Annotated in this window: 9 protein-coding genes; 5 read left to right on the forward strand and 4 right to left on the reverse strand. The window is 62.2% G+C overall.

The window, feature by feature from the left end; genetic code table 11:
• Positions 1-5: 5 nt before the first annotated feature.
• Positions 6-1025 carry a magnesium/cobalt transporter CorA gene (corA, locus tag FME97_RS10725; RefSeq protein WP_141429625.1) on the forward strand — a complete coding sequence of 340 codons (1020 nt, stop codon included), beginning with the start codon at positions 6-8 and terminating at the stop codon, positions 1023-1025.
• A gap of 173 nt (positions 1026-1198) precedes the next feature.
• On the opposite strand, the gene FME97_RS10730 is transcribed toward corA, so the two are convergent.
• Genes FME97_RS10730 through FME97_RS10745 form a run of 4 tightly spaced genes read right to left on the reverse strand, consistent with a single transcriptional unit; the run spans position 1199 to position 10367 of the window.
• Positions 1199-4630, reverse strand: coding sequence for a glycoside hydrolase family 38 N-terminal domain-containing protein (locus FME97_RS10730; RefSeq protein ID WP_162502077.1), 3432 nt, complete (start codon positions 4628-4630; stop codon positions 1199-1201).
• Positions 4631-4684: 54 nt separating this feature from the next.
• A complete protein-coding gene (locus FME97_RS10735; RefSeq protein ID WP_141429627.1) occupies positions 4685-5620 on the reverse strand; it encodes a LamG domain-containing protein in 936 nt (311 codons plus the stop codon).
• Between the two features lie 37 nt (positions 5621-5657).
• Positions 5658-7331 carry a RagB/SusD family nutrient uptake outer membrane protein gene (locus FME97_RS10740; protein WP_141429628.1) on the reverse strand — a complete coding sequence of 558 codons (1674 nt, stop codon included), beginning with the start codon at positions 7329-7331 and terminating at the stop codon, positions 5658-5660.
• Positions 7332-7349: 18 nt separating this feature from the next.
• Positions 7350-10367, reverse strand: a complete 3018-nt coding sequence (locus FME97_RS10745; RefSeq protein WP_141429629.1) for a SusC/RagA family TonB-linked outer membrane protein — start codon at positions 10365-10367, stop codon at positions 7350-7352.
• A gap of 892 nt (positions 10368-11259) precedes the next feature.
• Here FME97_RS10745 and FME97_RS10750 point away from each other — a divergent pair.
• The 4 genes from FME97_RS10750 to FME97_RS10765 are packed head-to-tail and all read left to right on the forward strand — an operon-like array spanning position 11260 to position 15201.
• Entirely contained in the window at positions 11260-13005 is a 1746-nt protein-coding gene (locus FME97_RS10750; RefSeq protein ID WP_141429630.1) for a class I mannose-6-phosphate isomerase, read from the forward strand.
• Between the two features lie 23 nt (positions 13006-13028).
• Complete coding sequence (locus FME97_RS10755; RefSeq protein ID WP_141429631.1) at positions 13029-14132, forward strand: ROK family protein; 1104 nt, start codon at positions 13029-13031, stop codon at positions 14130-14132.
• 40 nt (positions 14133-14172) lie between these two features.
• Entirely contained in the window at positions 14173-14415 is a 243-nt protein-coding gene (locus tag FME97_RS10760; RefSeq protein WP_141429632.1) for a hypothetical protein, read from the forward strand.
• Positions 14416-14469: 54 nt separating this feature from the next.
• The gene (locus FME97_RS10765; protein WP_141429633.1) at positions 14470-15201 is read left to right on the forward strand and encodes a GntR family transcriptional regulator; all 732 of its coding nucleotides are present in this window, start codon (positions 14470-14472) and stop codon (positions 15199-15201) included.
• Positions 15202-15205: the final 4 nt, after the last annotated feature.

Below are 15205 nucleotides of genomic sequence, written 5' to 3' on the forward strand. Positions count from 1 at the left end.
ACGTCATGAAAAACAACCTGCTGACCGAACAGCTCGTCTATAACGGCGAGAGCCGCACGAAGACGCACATCCACCTGATCCGCTATTCGCCTTCGGGGTTCGAGGAGAGCCTCTGCGACGACTTCGCGGCCGCCGTGACGGCTGCGGCCCCTTCCGACAAACTCTGGGTCCGGGTTCACGGGCTGGAAGACGCCGCCTGCATCCAGGAGGTCTGCACCCGTTTCGGGGTCGATTTTCTGGTCGTGCAGGACATTCTCAACGTGGAGCATCCGAGCAAGGTCGAGGTTTACGACGATTTCAATTTCGTGGTTTCGAGCGTCTTCGTCGGCGAACGGGTCGTGCGCGTCCGGCTCGTGCAGGGGCCGAATGTCGTGCTGAGTTTCACCGAGGGGGAGTCGTCGTTCTACGACGACGTGGCGGAGGCTCTGCGGCGGAACGTGCTGAAGATACGTTCCCGTTCGTCGGACTATCTCTTTTCGGTGATGATAAACGAGCTGACGGCGAACTATATTTCGGTGGCCATGTCGATCGGCGACGATCTGGAGGATCTGGAGTCCGAGCTGATCGCGGCGGCCGACGGCCGCGGTATCGGAGGCCGGCTGCAGATACACCGCCGCCGGTATATGGACCTCAAGCGCGTCGTGCTGCCGCTCCGGGACCAGTACACCAAACTGCTGCGTTCGGACGCCGGACTGATCCATGCGGCCAACCGTCCCTTTTTCAATGACGTGAACGACCACTTGCAGAACGCCTCGCAGCTCATCGACGGCTGCCGGGAAACCCTTTCGTCGCTCATGGACCTCTACACGGCCAACAACGACATGCGGATGAACGACATCATGAAGCGGCTGACGATCGTTTCGACGATCTTCATTCCGCTGACCTTTCTGGTCGGCGTCTGGGGGATGAATTTCCGCCACATGCCCGAATTGGAGTGGCGGCACGGTTATGCCGTGGCGTGGGGCGTGATGCTGGCGGTGGGGGCTGCGGCCTACTTCGTTTTCCGGACCAAGCGGTGGCGGTAGGCGGAGGCTTTTTCCGGGACCGGGCTGGCGCGCCGTCACTCCGAATGACAAGGGAGGTCCGGGCTGGTATAGCTGCCGTTGGTCGAGGGGCCCGGTTTGGCCATGCGAACGGCCGGGAAAGGGATGGTCAGACCCTTTCCCGGCCGTTCATCGGTGTTTAGATATGGTGCGGATCAGCGGCTGAGGCGCACGAACACGTTTTCATAGGGTTTGAGCGTGAGCGATGAGGTCCGTATGCCCAGCGGTTCGTCGAGGACATTCACCACCTCGAACGTCAGCGGATTCCCTGCGGCGTCGAGCAGCGTGAGCTCGGCCTGGCGGCCGTCGGTCTCGCGGAGGTTCACCAGCACGGCGCCCTGCCCGGTCCGCGACGGCGAGCACGAGGTCATCAGCACGTGGTCGCACCCCGTGCGGAAGAACGACTTCGACCGGGCTTTGCCGTTGTCGGCTCCCGCCGCCGGCATCACGCGGGCATAGAGCGGAATGCGGTTGCTCCAGCCGAAGGCCGAAGCCGCGGCGTTCGACGTATCGGCACACGAGGTGAGCGTGTAGCTCCAGTTGAGTTCGCCCTCCTGCGAGGCGCGGAAGTTCGTCGTCCAGTAGTTGTTCGTCACCCACGAGAAGAGGTGCGGCTTTTCATAGGTCCGCGGCTGGCGGTAGGGATCGTTCAGCAGTTCGCCCATCATGAAGAGCGGCATGGCGTCGCAGCTCACGAGGATTTGTGCCCGGTCGTTGCGCACCGAGACGAAGTTCTGAACCGTATTCCACGATGCCGTGGTTCCGGGAATCTGGTTCTCGCCGGCATAGACCACGCCGCCCGGCACGTCGAATGCCAGCCGGCCGCCATCCAGGGCGAACGGGAAGGCCACGTAGAGAGCCGACGGATCGGTCTCGGGAAGACGGCGCGCCGTATAGTGGAGGTCGATGCGCTTGACGTCGTTGTAGAGGCGCATCTCGACGCGCACGCCGAAATCGGGGTCGCATCCTTCGGCCGTACCGCGGAACGAAACCGTCGTATAGATGTCTCCGGCGGCCGCGCCCGTGAACCGCACGTCGCGCAACCCCGAACGGCGGTAGCGTTCGAAGATCTTGCGCTCCATCTGGTGGCGGTCACCCTCGAGCGACTCGTAGATGAAGTCGCCCAGTTTCCATTCGGCATCGCCATCGACCAGCTCCAACTCCAGTTCCTTGTCCACGAGCGAGCGGATGCCGCCCGTCAGGGGATCGAATTCCAGCCGGTAGAAGTCGTTCTCGACCACACGATCCGCCGGCTCGAAGGCCTCGGGTTCGGCGGCTCGGCCCTCGTCGAGCACCACCTCGTAGGTCTTGTAACCCATCGCCGGGATCCGGTCGGCCCAGACGGCGTAGTAACGCCCCTCGCTGCGCGAACGGATCGGTTCGACGGAGAGTGCGCGGCCCTGTTCGTCGAGCAGACGGAAGGCTCGGTCGCGCGGGATCACCTCGAAGTCGATATAGACGGTCGTCAGCGCCGAGCGCTCCCAGCCCAGCGGATTGAAGAAGGTCAGCGTAGGACGCTCCGAACGGTGCAGGTCGCCCTGAAGCCGGCCGATCGAGGTTTCGTAGAGCATCTGCGCGCTTTTGAGCGCCTCCCAGACGTAGGAGCCCTTCTCGGCCCACTGCACCTGCGAGTTCTCGCACTGCGGATCGCTGATGCTCTCCGCAGCTCCGAACGTGTGCTCGTCGTAGAAGAGCAGGTTCTCGTGGATGCGGCGCAGCTCGTCGTGCGTCCCTTCGACGCCCCGGTCGCCCGCCATGCCGGCCATCGAGAGCATGCCGCCGATGGCGATCATGTCGGACTGCGTTTTGCGCGAAGCCGCCGTTTCACGGGCGGCCGAGCCGAAACCGTCGGTCCACCAGTCGGGATAGGCCGCACGGTAAACGGGAAGGCGGTCGCCGTATTTCGTATTGATTCGCTCGAGGAATTCATGCACGGTCGCACTGCGCAGTCTGGGCCATGCATAGTGCTCGTTCCAGTCGCGGATCAGCGCGCACTCCTGCATCGACGGAGGCGAATTGTCGGTGGAGTATCCCGAGTACTGCGCCGCGACGAGCGGGAAGTCGTAGCCGCTGCGGCGCAGTGAGCGGATGTAGGAAAAGACGCCGTTGCGGACTCCCTCCATGTCGCCGCGGTCGATGCCCCAGAAGTTGGCCGTCATGTAGTGGTCGGCGCGGAACGAGAGCAGACTCTTGCCTGAGGGCGACTCCCAGCGGTAGAGCGTCGGACGGTCGAAGGGGATCAGGGCGCGGTGGCCGTTCGACCCCATCGACAGGTACTTGACCCCGACATCGGGCAGGTAGTCGGCCAGGCACCACGCCACGCCGTTCACGTCGTCCTGCATGGCCGTCTCGACCGGAATGCCCAGTTCGTGAAAGCGGGCGATCGGTGCCAGGAAAGTCTTGTAGGCGTTCTCGCCCGAGAGTTCCGACATGTTGAAGAACATGGCCGTCACTTCGATCTGACCGTTCTTCACGAAGCGCAGGAACCGCTCGACCTGCTCGGCGGGGCGGATGCGCAGCCATTCGCGCACGGCCCACGAGGCCTCGCACGTCCAGCGGAATTTCGCATCGTCGGGATAGTCGGCCGTCGCCTCGCAGTACTCGATGGCGTAGTCGATGTATCGCAGGTGTTCGGTGAGGATCTCGGTCTGCGGCTTCGTATAGCCGATGTCGGTATGGGTGTGCTGCACGAGGTAAACCGTCCAGCGCTCGGCCGGAAGGATCTCCGTCTCGACCGAACGGTCGCCGTCCGGCGTCCTGAGCGCGAAGCGCACCCGGCGGCCGTCATACCCCTCGGGGATACCGACCTGCATGCGGTTCAGGCCCGGGGCGAGCTTCAATTCGCCGCCCGCTTTTCCGTCGTAGCTCCACGCCGTCTTGCGGGGCTTCGCGTCCCAGTTGGCGATGTCGAGCGTTACGGGATGGAGCAGTTCGTCCCGGGTCCGGCCGTAGATCAGCGCCGGTTCGGACTCGGCCGCGAAGAGCGAAATGCCGGTACTCGCCGGGGCACTCTTCACCGGAGTCGAAGCCTCGAGTGTCACGGCGTCAAGCACCATCCAACTGCCCGAAACCGAGCGGACCGAGAGGATGTTGTCGCCCGGGCGGAGCGTCCCGGCCGGAATTTCGACCTCGGCGCAAAGGCCCTTCGACGAGGTTTTGCGCGTGTCGAGGTAGTTCTGGTCGGCGCCTGCGGGGGTCTGGACCTCCGTGCGGAAGTCGTTGAGGGCGATCTCGAGCCGCGGGGCCGAACCGCTGTGTACCTCGACGAAGTCGAACCTCAGCCTCAATGCGGCTCCGGGATCGGCCTCACGGACGCCGAAGCGGACCAGCAGTCCGCCCTGCGGATTGCCTGCCCAGGCATCGGAGGGCCCCGGGATGACGAACGGAACGTCCGAAGCCGAACTGCGCCCGACCGTGTAGAGCGCCGTGCACCCGGGGAAACGTTTCGAAATGTCGGAATAGCTGTCGCCGTCGAGCGCGAACTCGGACGACGAACCGTCGGCCTTGCCGATCTGCCACAGCCGCACCGGATACGGGCGGGCCCAGAGACCCGACCATATCAGTGTCAGCAGTACGGAAAGCAACATAAATCTGCGGTTTGTCATGCGTTGTGTGTTTTTATGCGTGAATGTTCTCCTGTTCTATTCGGCGTCGAGCCATGCGACGTCGGTCATTGCGGCCACGTACGACCCTGTCTCGTCGGTGATTTCCGTACCGACGTTGAGCGTCAGCGGCCAATAGGCCGTCAGCCCCTCTTCCGTGCCGGTGAACGAGCACTCCACGTCGGAAGCCACCTCGTCGGCCGTGCGGGCATCTTCCCAGATCGAGACATGCTGGATATCGCCGCGCATGTAGCGGTCGCTGTAATAGGGCGAGGTTCCCAGTTGCAGGTCGGAGGCCGACGCGGCCAGCGTGCCGCAACTTACGGAGCTCACCTGTTTGCCGTCGAGGTAGAAGACCATCTTGTCTCCCGCCGCATAGGTCGCCGCGATGTGGTACCACGTGCCGAGTTCGATCGTGCAGCATCCGCCGCCGTTCCAGTTGTTGATGTCGGCATCGTAGATGTAGAATTGCAGTTGATCGGCGTTGTTGCGGACCATGAAGCCGCCGGCGCCCGATTCGTTGGAGACGATGCACTGGTCGCCCGGAGCGAACTCCGAGAAGCGGACCCGCATCTCCACGGTGAAGGCATCCTCCAGTCCCCAGCCGGACGAAGCTCCCAGGTTCATCTTCGATCCCAGAGCGAAATGCGGGATACCCGGTTTGACGATATTCGCGTTGAAGGCCGCGATGGCCTCTTCGAGCCGTTTCGCCGCATTGGCGTAACCCTCCTCGCGCGAGGTGTTGTTCATGATGAAGTAGGCCTGGTCGATCCATGCCTGCAGGATCTTCTTCGACCCCGGGGCGATATCGCCCTCGGAGGTTCCCTCCTCGACTTCGGCGACGAGCGTCTCCGCCTCGCGGATCACCTCCATGAGCGTCCGCTGCGCGTCCGACGCCTCATCGTCGCTGCACGACGCGAGGAACAGGCCGGCACAGCAGAGCATCAGCGCCAATCTTTTGACTATCGTTTTCATAATTGTCTCGTTTTATCTTCGGTCGGAATGTATTCGGTTAATTGTAGCCTTCGTTCTGTCCCAGCGTCGTCCAGTCGGGCATGCCGTCGAACTGCGACTGCGGAATCGGGCGGACCGCATGATAATCCCGTATGTTGTCCGCGGCGTCGGGGTTGTAGAGTGTCACACGTTCGACGAGTTTGCCCAGACGCTTCAGGTCCAGTCGGCGCTGCCACTCGCCGGCCAGCTCGCGGGCCCGCTCCTCGAGGATGAAGTCCACGTTCATGTCGTTCTCGGTGACGGTCATCGCATCGCGCCACGCCTCATTCTGTGCGGGGTCCTCCGAATCCTTGCGGATGGCCCGCTCGCGCAGCGTCATGATGTCCCGGGCGGCGGCTTGCAGATCGGGGTCGGTGCGGCGGATGTTGGCCTCGGCGCGGATCAGGTAGAGTTCGCCCAGACGGATCACCGGGTACGAACGGTCCGAGAGCGTGGACATGTTGCCCGGACGGGTGTGGTCGTAGAATTTGGTCATGCCGATGAAGGTCCAGCGGTCCTGCGGAATACCCTTGGCATCGTACATGTCGTTGCGGTCGAAGAACGTGTAGCAGGTCTTCATGCGTTGACGCTCGAATTCGGGCAGCACGTCGGGACAGCAGTAGAGCGCCGTGTCGATGTACTCGCGCCACCGATTGTCGGGGAACTCCGAACGGTCGTCGGCCGGGTCGTTGTAGTACCATACCCACTGGTGCAGATCAATCCAGCGCAGGTCGGCATCGCGGTTGAAGTTGTCGATGTAGTAGAGCGACGGGATGGCCTGGCAACCGCCGTAGCCGGTCCACCCGAGCATCGTCTGCACACCGGGGAAGCGGTCGATGTACATGGCGTACCATTGCCAGTAGCCGTTGCTCTGCGCATAGGACTCGTCGTTGGTGAAATTCGTCGTCCAGATGAACTCGTCGTTGGTCTTGTCGTCGGCCCAGAGGTCCTTGAGCGATGGCGTCAGCTCGAAGCCGTAAGGCCCGTCGATCACCTCGGAGGCCAGCCGTTCGGCGTCCTCGAACTGCTCGTGGTAGAGGTACATGCGCGCCAGGAATGCCTTGGCCGTCGGCATGTCGATGCGGCCCGCCTCGGAGGTGCGCTCGTCGGGCAGCATCCCCTCGTTGACGACCTGCTCCAGTCCGCCGATGATCTCCTCGTAGAAATCCTCGCGCGTGGAACGGCGGGCCTCCATGCCCTCGGTCTTGTCCGTCGTGCGGGGCAGGTACGAGTCGCCCCATGTCTCGGTGATGATCCACAGGAACATCGACCGCATCACAAGCATTTCGGCCTTGCATTGCAGTTTCTCGGACTCGTCGGCAAAAGGCGTCGTGTCGATGGTCTCCATGAACATGTTGATGTTGGCCAGCGCCTTGTAGCAGTGGTTCCACAGCCACGAGACATTGCCGTTGTTGGCATCCAGACCGTAGTAGTCCGTAAGACCCGTATCGCCCTGATTCTTGCCGCGCAGGAAGAGGTCCGTGCCCAATTCGGTCATCAGCGGCCACTGTCCGTCGCCGCCGTAGAGGTTGTTGATCTTCGTATAGGAGAGGTTCACGAATGCCTTGAGTCCGTTCTCCTCGTTGAAAATGTCGGTGGTCGATCCGTAGGACTCCTCCTCCAGAAAACTTTCGCAGCCGGTGACGCCCGCAAGCAGCGCGGCGGAGGCGAGGATCGTTGCTGTCTTTTTCATGGTCGTTGTGTTTTAGGTTTAGAACTGGACGCTGGCTCCGAAAATGTAATAGGATTCCCACCACGAAATACCGCCCTGGTCGCGGAACCGGCTGTATCCCCACGGATCGTTCATCGTGAAGTAGAAGCGCGTCTTCTTGACGATACGGCCCATCCACCGCTGCGGCAGCGTGTAGCCCACCGTGATGTTGCGGATGTTCACGTAGTCGTTGTCGTAGTAGCCCGCAGCGTCGAGGTACTTGATCGACTGTCCCTCGACCGGACGGGGATAGCGGTCGGTCGGATGCTCGGGCGTCCAGTAGTCGATCTTGTAGGTGTTCCAGCGGCCCAGTTGGTTGGCCCAGCCGCCCGTACTGCGGCTGTCGTAGGCCAGGGCGCCGAACTCACCGTAAACATCGACCGAGAAGTCGAGGTTCTTCCACTGGCCGCTGATCGACAGTCCGCCGACCCAGTCGGGGCGCGTCGTGCCGAGAATGGTGCGGTCGTTGCCGTCGATCACGCCGTTGCCGTCGAGGTCGGCCACCTTTACTTCGCCGGGCTTCTGCCCGTAGAGGGCGGCCAGATCGGCCTCGTCGAGTCGCCAGATGCCCACCTGCTTGTAGTTGTAGTGTACGCCGTTCACCGGATAGCCCACGAAAAGGTTGTTGTTCAGGTCCTGCTTCATGCCGGGATCCTGCAGACGCACCAGCTCCTCCTTGTTGCGGTAGTAGGAGAGATTGACGTTGAGGGTGAAGTCCTTCTTCTGGATGGGAACCGTCGAGAGCGAAATCTCCCAACCGCGGTTGCGCGTGTCGCCGATGTTCGTCCAGGCCTGGTTGAAGCCCGTGGTGTAGGGCAGCACCTTCAGGTAGAGCAGGTCGTAGCTCTTCGAGTCGTAGTATTCGACCGTACCGAAGATGCGGCCGTTCAGGAACCCGAAGTCCAGACCGATGTCGAGCATTTTGTTGCGTTCCCAGCCCAGATCGGGCGCCGGGCGCGTCGAGGGCTCCAGACCCGGAAGGTGGGTCTCGCCGCCGAATCCGAAATTGGCGTAGCAGCCGTAGAGCGAACCGAGCGTGGCGTAGGCCGCGATCGAGTAGTTGCCCGTCATACCGTAGCTGGCGCGCAGTTTGAGGTTGGTGATCCAGTCCGCGTTGTCCTTGACGAAACGCTCCTCCGAAATGCGCCATGCCACGGCGGCCGAGGGGAAGAAGGCCCACTTGCTGCCCGGCGAGAGCTGCGAGGCGCCGTCCTCGCGGAACGAAGCCGTCACGATGTAGCGGTCGTCGAAGGTGTATTGCAGGCGGCCGATGACCGAAACCATCTGGTTGCGGATGAATCCTGAACCGATCGTCTTCGAATCGGTCAGACGGTTCATGTTATACCACAGATAGGCGGGCGATTCCTGGTCCTTTCCCGACATCGAGGAGTTCACCGTCTGACGGTTCTGCATCTCGAAGACGGCCGACACGTCGATGGCGTGCCTGCCGAAGGCCTTCTTGTAGTTGAGGATGTTGTTCCATACCCAGTCGGCCTTGCGGTTGTTGTGCATGCCGGCGACGTTGCGCTCGTCGGTGTAGCCCACGCTGCGGTTGTCGTAGTAGTAGCCGCGCGACGAGAAGGCCGGCGTGTAGGCGAAGTTGGTGTTGAAGGTGAGTCCCTTGCAGAGGTCCACCTGTGCGAAGAAACGCATGTAGATCTTCCACTCCTCGGTCTTGTCCTCGTAGGCTCCGTCCGTTTCGTTCATGTAGGGGTTCTTCACGAACGGGTCGCCGAACGGATACTCGTTGTAGGAGCCGTCCTCGTTGTAGATCGGCGTCAGCGGCGACATGTGGAGGAACGTGTCGAACATGTCGGGCTTGTCGTGGCTCACGTTGTAGAAAGCGCGGTTCGAGATACCCACCTTCAGGAACGGCAGCACCTGATGCGTTAGGTCGGTGGTCAGATAGAAGTAGTCGCGGCGGTCGCCCTCGTAGCGGCCCTCGTTGTTCTTGTAATTGAACGAAACCTTGTACTGGGTCTTCTCGTTGCCCGAGGCGATGGTCAGCGAGTGGCTGTGCCACAGGCGTTTCTGGTTGAAATAACGGCCCATCCAGTCGGTGTCCATCTTGCCCATGTTGGCGATCTCGGCCCCGAAGAAGGCCTTGCTGTCGTCCTCGGGCGAGTTCCACGCGCCGGCGGCGCGGCTGGCTTCACGCTGGAAGGCGATGTACTCGTCGGCATCCATCACGTCGAGCGTGCCCCGGTTATTGACGCCCACGCCCACGAAACCGTCGTAGATAACCTTCGTCTCGCCTTTCCTGGCCTGTTTCGTAGTGATGAGGATCACGCCGTTGGCGCCCTTCGCTCCGTAGATGGCCGTCGAGGAGGCATCCTTCAGAATGTCGATCGACTCGATGTCGCCCGGGTTGATCGAGGTGAGCGTCTCGTCGTAGGGAATACCGTCGAGCACGATCAGCGGGTCGTTGCCCGCGTTGGTCGAACGCGTGCCGCGGATGCGGATCGAACCTCCGTCGATGCGGATGCCGGCCACACCGACCAGGCTGGTGGTCAGGTCGTATGCCGGAATGCGGGCGATCTGTTCGGCCGATACCGAAGCCACCGATCCGGTGATGTCCTTACGCTTCATGGCCGTATAGCCCGTCACCACGACATCTTCCAGACCGATCATGTCCTCGCGCAGCGTCACGTCGATCCGTGTGCGCGTCCCGACCTTTTCCTTCTGCGACATCATTCCGAGGAAGCTGAATTCCAGTTCGTCGTCGCTTCCGACCCCTTCGATGCGGTAGGCGCCCGAGGCATCGGTCGATACGCCGAGCGAACCGCCCACGACGGTCACGGCCGCTCCGGGAATCGGATCGCCCTTGCCGTCGCGGACCGTTCCGCCGACGGTGCGTTCCCGTGCGGGGGGGGGAACTTCGGTCTGGACCGGTTCCGATCCGGCTGCCGACGTTCCGGGCAGCAGCGAGACCGCCAACAAAAGGACCGCGCACTTTCTGAAGATTCCGCCCGATCCGTCCCAACGGGTCCGTGCGTAATTCTGGTACAGATTCTTCATAACAAGTTCATTTAGGTTAGGTTTTTATGTTTGAATCATATATATTTGTTCATACATATATGAACAACGCAAATATAGAGATAGATTTTCAAAAATGCAATACTTCGGATATTTTTTCATCGTTTTCCGGTTCCGGACGACTTGGTATGAGTGAAAACCGACGCAGGAAACTCTGCCGATCCGTTTAAAAAGAGAGCGGGCTCCGACGGGTACGACCCGCCCGACGCCCGCGTCCGGAGCATTCCGCCGTTCGGCGCAAGGTCCGTAGCCCCGCTTCCGGCATAATTTCCGCCCTGCGGAGAAGCGGTGGAGAGAAGCGGATGCAAATATCATCTGTTTCATCTGTTGTACGTACATAGACGGGCAGGACCTGCGATAAGCCCGATGCCGGTTGTCCGGGTGGTCGCTCATGTCGGCATTGTCCGAATCCCCGAGGCCGAGCTGTCCGGCCGGCCCGTCGAGCGGGCGGATGATCTCGCTGTCGCCCGGCTTTGCCGGGATGCCCGCCCATCGGCCACCTCGACGGTCAGGGTGGGCCGTGGCGCGCTCCTTCGACAGCGCGGTCCGGTCGGCCGTGACCCGGAGGGCATAGGAACGGTCCGAAGAGCGGATCGCACAGGACGGGAGCCGCGCCCCGAGGCGTCGCATTCCTCGGCACGCGGGACGCCAGCCGGTCGGCATGGGGCGCTTCGGGACGGTAACCGCCGAACATCGGCCGGTTGATCTATGTGCACGCCCTGTCCAAGGTCTGTCGGATGCCCGGCGGGCCTTGTCTCCGACCGCCGAAGTTCCGAAAAGAGCGCCCGAAGGCCGGAAAAATCGCGCGAACAATTGCATAATTAAAAAAGATTCATTATGTTTGCACATATAAAAAATAAACATACATATATTCATGAATACATCGCTGCACACACGTTCGAACTACGACAAGTTTCCGGCGACGGAAACGGAAGGCCGCATCTGGCGCGGCTGGGAGGAGATCGGCGTTGAGCTCGTACGATGCACCGACATCGAGCGTCCGCTGGTGGTGTTCGACACCTACCACGGCGTATGCGACGAGGAGCTGACAGGGGCGCTTGCCCGTATATGGCCCGAGGCCGAGCTGATCCGCACCGAGGAACTTTTCCGCGACGAACGGGAGATCCGCTCCATGACCGACCCCTATGTGACCGACGACGAGTTGTTCGGCTATCTCACGCCGCTCGGCCTGGCCGACTTCTTCGACCCCGAACGCCTGAACGAGGCCCGGGAACGGATCCGGCATCGTGAACGCCGGACGATCGTCTATGGCAGCGGTGCGGGCTACGTCGCACCGAATGCCGACCTGACGCTCTACGCCGACATGGCCCGCTGGGAGATTCAGCGGCGTTTCCGCGCCCGTGCCATTCACGGACTGGGTGTGGACAACTCGGCAGAAAGCCCCGCCCGGCAGTACAAGCGCGGCTACTTCAACGACTGGCCTGTGCTGGACAACCACAAGAAGAGCCTCTACAACCGTGTCGATTACTGGATCGACACGCACCGTCCGGGGCGTCCGCTGATGATCGCGGCCGAGACCTTCATGCAGGGTATCGGGCGTACGGTGCGTCGTCCGTTCCGGGTCGTGCCGTTCTTCGACCCTGCGCCGTGGGGAGGCCAGTGGATGAAGGAGGTCTGCGACCTCGACCGCAGGCAGGCCAATTTCGGCTGGTGCTTCGACTGCGTTCCGGAGGAGAACAGTCTGCTGCTGCGCGTCGATGGCGAATTGTTCGAGATGCCGGCTCAGAACCTCATTTACCTTCGTGCGCAGGAGCTGCTGGGCGCCGCCGACCGCCGGCGTTTCGGCGAGAGCTTCCCGATCCGTTTCGACTTCCTGGACACCATCGGCGGAGGCAACCTCAGCCTCCAGGTCCATCCCACCGACGAATACATCCGCCGTACGTTCGGCATGCGCTACACGCAGGATGAGAGCTACTACCTGCTCGATGCCGAGCCCGGCGCCTGCGTCTATCTCGGCGTGAAACGGGGCGTCGATCCCGAAGAGATGCTCGCGGCGCTCCGCACGGCCCGGCGGGGAGGCGCGGCGTTCGATGCCGAGCGTTTCGTGAACCGCTTCCCGGCCCGCAGGCACGACCACTACCTGATTCCGGGCGGTACGGTCCACTGCTCGGGAGCCGGCGCCATGGTCCTTGAGATCAGTGCTACGCCCAATATCTTCACTTTCAAAATGTGGGACTGGTGCCGCATGGGGCTCGACGGCAAACCCCGCCCGATCAATATCGGCCACGCAGCCCGCGTCATCGACTGGACGCGCGACACGGACGAGATACTCCGCCGCCACTGCAACCGCTTCGAACCGATCGCCGAGGGCGAGGGCTGGCGCGAGGAGCGCACCGGACTGCACGAAGCCGAATTCATCGAAACCCGCCGTCACTGGTTCACCGGTATCACGCCCCACACGATGCAGGGCGGCGTCGAGGTGCTCAACCTGGTCGAAGGCGACGCCGCCGTCATCGAGAGCCCTGCGGGAACGTTCGAACCCTTCACGGTGCACTACGCCGAGACCTTCATCATTCCCGCTTCGATCGGCAGCTACACGATCCGGCCGCTCGTTCCGGGTACGTTCTGCGGTACGGTCAAGGCTTATGTACGACACTGACAACAACTAATATACGATCGACCATGTACGAAACCGACCCACGTATCGTCCTCACGCTCGACGCCGGAGGCACGAACCTCGTCTTCTCGGCGATCGCCGGTAACCGCGAGATCGTCGGCCCGATCCATTTCCACTCGGAGCCGGAAGATCTCGACCGCATGCTCTCGACCCTCGTCGAGGGATTCGAAGCCGTGCGGCGGCAGCTTCCCGGAGCACCCGTCGCCATCAGTTTCGCCTTTCCCGGACCGGCCGACTACGCCCACGGGATCATCGGCGACCTGCCCAACTTCCCGTCGTTCCGCGGCGGCGTGGCGCTGGGACCCTTCCTCGAACAGAAGTTCGGCATCCCGGTGTTCATCAACAACGACGGCAACCTGTTTGCCTACGGCGAGGCCATTTCGGGCGCCCTGCCCGAGGTGAACGCCCTGCTCGAACGTTCCGGATCGACCAAACGCTACCGCAATCTGCTCGGCGTGACGTTCGGTACGGGATTCGGCGCCGGCGCCGTGATCGACGGCCGGCTGCTGACCGGCGACAACGGATGCGGCGGCGACGTCTGGGTATTCCGCAACAAGCACCACGAAGGCATGATCTGCGAGGAGAGCGTCAGCATCCGCGCCATCCGCCGTGTTTACGGCGAGCTGACCGGCGCGGACACCGTTCCGCTCACCCCGCGCGACATCTTCGACATCGCCGAAGGAACGCGCGAGGGCGACCGCGATGCCGCACGAGAGAGCTTTCGCCGGTTCGGCGAGGTGGCCGGCGACGTCATCTCGCAGGCCCTCACGATCATCGACGGCATCGTCGTGTTGGGGGGCGGCCTGACCGGAGCGGCCGAATACTTCATGCCCGCTCTGCTCGCGGAGATGCGCGGCGAGATCGGCTCCTTTGCCGGCGACCGCTTCCCGCGGCTGCAGATGCGGACCTTCGACCTCGACACACCGGAGGAGGCCGCGGAGTTCTTGCGCGAGAAATCGGTGCCGGTAGCCGTTCCCCGCTCCGAAAAGCGCGTCCGCTACCACCACGTTCGCCAAATCCCCGTCGTCCGTTCGAAACTCGGCGCCAGTCGGGCCATCGCACTGGGGGCCTACGCCTTCGCCATCGCGGAGCTCGACCGGAGGCAATAGGACCCGGCTGCAATTATGCCCGGCATCGGCCGACCGCTGCGTGGACCTCGTCACTCACCGCGGCACGCTGCGTACCGCCTCGCCCGACGCCCTGCCCGCAGTCGTGGGAGAATGCAACGCCCTGAACCGTTCGACCGAACGGCCCGATCTGCGCCAGGACGTACATTTTTGCCCCGACGACGACCTCTGGGGCACGAACTTTTCCATGCGGCGGGGCGGCGATATGCGCTGCCGGTTCCGGGCGGAGTGGATCGGAGAGACGGAATGTTCAGAGAAACCGTGAAAATTAGTGCAAAACGATTATCTTTGTACTGGCGAATCCAACTACCGACAGAAGATGAACGCACAGATTGATTTTTCGAGCAAGACGCCCTATCACGTGCAGGCGGAACATATCCTGCGCCAGATGATCAATACCGAGAAATACCGTTCGGGAGCCATCCTGCCCAACGAGGTGGAACTCGCACAGGAGCTCAAGATATCGCGCAACACCCTCAGACAGGCCATCAACCGGTTGGTGAACGAAGGCCTGCTGATCCGCAAAAAGGGTGTGGGCACCACGGTCAATACGCTGGGCAGGGCCAGCAGCAACGCCCGCAACTGGATGAGTTTCTCGCAGGAGATGAAGGCGCTGGGCATCACGATCAAAAATTACGAACTGCATATATGTTGGGAACAGGCCGCTCCCGAGGTGACCCGGTTCTTCCGGGTGGCTTCCGACATGCGCATGCTGCGCATGTCGCGCGTGCGCGGCAGCGAGCAGGCGCCGATCGTCTATTTCTATTCCTATTTCAACCCCGCCATCGGGATGACCGGCGAGGAGGACTTCACACAGCCTCTCTACACGATGCTCGAACAGCGCTACGGCGTCATCGTCCACAAGTCGGTCGAGGAGGTGAGCGCCATGCTGGCCGACGAGGAGCTGGCCGCCAAACTCGGCATCAGGGTCGGCGATCCGATTCTCAGGCGCAAGCGGCTGGTGCTCGATGCCACGGGATTCCCCGTCGAGTTCAACGTCGGCTATTACCGTGCCGATTCGTTCACCTACCGTATCGAAGCCGAGAAATAACCCG

This window comes from Alistipes dispar, from assembly GCF_006542685.1.
In the GTDB taxonomy this organism is placed as follows: domain Bacteria; phylum Bacteroidota; class Bacteroidia; order Bacteroidales; family Rikenellaceae; genus Alistipes; species Alistipes dispar.